Origin of the sequence: Vibrio sp. ER1A (assembly GCF_000733315.1) — a bacterium.
GTDB lineage: Bacteria > Pseudomonadota > Gammaproteobacteria > Enterobacterales > Vibrionaceae > Vibrio > Vibrio mediterranei.
In genome coordinates this window covers 1-2,013 of the sequence record NZ_JPJA01000074.1, presented here as the reverse complement: position 1 = coordinate 2,013, position 2,013 = coordinate 1, and the positions used below count along the sequence as shown (strand labels likewise).

Sequence of the window (2,013 nt, the reverse complement as noted above, 5' to 3'; positions counted from 1 at the left end):
CAAGCTAGGCGTACCAATGGTTCGGGGCTCTATATATTATAAGCATCTGACAAGTCGATTCCGCCTCGTCCCTCAAAACCAAATGTTCAACATCACTAGAAAGAAAAACAAAGTTACGACGGAACGTCGGGCGGAACGCCTAATTCAATAACTGTCTTGATTTTAATTTTTCTAGACAAACCATTAACAGCAATTACTAGATTGACTCAACAGTTATCGATAACAATGATTATCGCCGTTCCGTCGAGGCGTTTCGCTTCTTCCTTTTTCATTCTTGATAACGATGTTGTTCTAGTTATTCTTGATAACATTATTTTGTCAATTATGGCCTTAATATATTATAACGAGAAATTGACAAAATCTGCCCTACGGGCAGAATCATATCGTTATTCTTCTAGTTATTCTGTTTCGAGCCTGAAGCAAATCTAGACCCTTCCTTTATCACCTCTAGAATAAATCCTGTTACCTTATAAACCATAAAGACCAAACGTTATCGACCAGCCTGAAGCCATACAAGTGCCCTAAATGCCCTTCCATTACCAAACCAATACTAAGACCAAAATGACCAGCATTGTTAAAAGGTAACTGTTTCCAAGTTATATAAATACATATATCAATACAGTTAAGGAAACAATCATGAAACACAATCTTTATAAGCCAACAGTCGTTTACATTTCAACATTTACAACAGCAACAAACGAAAAATATTACTATGCTGGTAAACGTGTTAAGGCAAACTTAAGTTCAACTTATTTCGGTTCAGGCAAAAACGTTAAAACACTCGTTTATAAAAATGCTGAAAGAACAATCGTTCAAGAGTTTGATAACCAAATCGATGCTTCAATTTGTGAAATAGAAACAATCGCTAAGTTAAAAGATAAGTTTGGTGATAAATGCTTGAATATTGCTAAAGGTGGGATTGGCGGTCAAACCAACGAAAACAAAGTTGGAATCCCGTTATCAGAAGAACACAAACAAGCAATATCACGGTCGTTAAAAGGCAAGACACGTATTAATAAAGACCCTAACTTTAACAAACTACATAAGTTATGGATTGATAACGATAAACCTTCAAGACACAAGTTTAGAAAACTAGCAGTAGCAAATGGGTTCAAGGACAAGAACTACCATCAAATGCTAAACCACTTCAATACAATTTAATTTTCATTTTATACAGGGACGTAAAAATGGGACGTAAAGCAAATCCACTTACTCAAGTAAACGCGATTAAAAACAACGAAAATCGCTGCCGTTTATATCAACTATGGTGTGCAAAAGACAGACCAGCAAGCATTGATTTTATCAAATGCGCTAAGGCAAATGGATACTCGTATTCGTTATACAAACTAGAGTCTGAAATCGAGTCGTTTAAAGACGCATACATCATGTCTACTAAGGCACAATTTATCGGCGATTTGTCGAAATTGAAATAAGTTTACTTATATGGGTTATTGAATAAGATAGCCCATATCAACATGGAATATAAAATGAAATCATTCAAAACACTACTAGCTTCTGTAACACTACTGTTATCAACTAACGTATTCGCTAATACGGAAATCTGTACAGGCAAAGAAATATATCTTATGAGTGGTAAACACGAAATGTTTATGGCTGATGGCGATAATGTTAAACCATACTTTGATAAAATCCCAGAATACACTTTTATCGATAGCGAACTACAAGACGAAACAATCATTACTAAGAACGTCGATATGGGATACGGTGTTACTGAAATCCACATTCAAGGCGAATACGGCGATTTTACTCCGTATATGAAACGATTTAAAGATAAGTTCGTCCTGAAGTTTGGCGAAGATAACCGTCTAATCCTCAAAGGCACATGCGTTACCAAATAATGTTTATTCGAAGCCTCGCAGGAATATAATAAATACATGGTAACACGGTCCTTTTCGTAGTTTTCATATTCTCTATTAGTTTCGTAATGCCCTACATTGTAGGGTATTGCTAATAGTTCATTCGAGTTATTAGCAATGCTAAACGGCATTAACT

3 protein-coding genes are annotated in these 2,013 nt (G+C 35.5%); all 3 read left to right on the top strand.

Going from position 1 to position 2,013, the window contains the following annotated elements; all coding sequences use genetic code 11:
• Positions 1-636: 636 nt before the first annotated feature.
• Genes HW45_RS04790 through HW45_RS04780 form a run of 3 tightly spaced genes read left to right on the top strand, consistent with a single transcriptional unit; the run spans position 637 to position 1,859 of the window.
• Complete coding sequence (locus HW45_RS04790) at positions 637-1,161, top strand: hypothetical protein (RefSeq protein WP_038225315.1); 525 nt, start codon at positions 637-639, stop codon at positions 1,159-1,161.
• 26 nt (positions 1,162-1,187) lie between these two features.
• Positions 1,188-1,433, top strand: a complete 246-nt coding sequence (locus HW45_RS04785; protein WP_038225314.1) for a hypothetical protein — start codon at positions 1,188-1,190, stop codon at positions 1,431-1,433.
• A 54-nt stretch (positions 1,434-1,487) separates the two neighbouring features.
• Positions 1,488-1,859 (top strand): hypothetical protein, encoded by a 372-nt coding sequence (locus HW45_RS04780; protein WP_038225313.1) that lies wholly within the window; start codon positions 1,488-1,490, stop codon positions 1,857-1,859.
• Positions 1,860-2,013 lie beyond the last annotated feature (154 nt).

Coding starts and splice junctions, on each gene's coding strand:
- HW45_RS04790 (WP_038225315.1), top strand. CDS start 637: ATGAAACACAATCTTTATAAGCCAACAGTCGTTTACATTTCAACATTT.
- HW45_RS04785 (WP_038225314.1), top strand. CDS start 1,188: ATGGGACGTAAAGCAAATCCACTTACTCAAGTAAACGCGATTAAAAAC.
- HW45_RS04780 (WP_038225313.1), top strand. CDS start 1,488: ATGAAATCATTCAAAACACTACTAGCTTCTGTAACACTACTGTTATCA.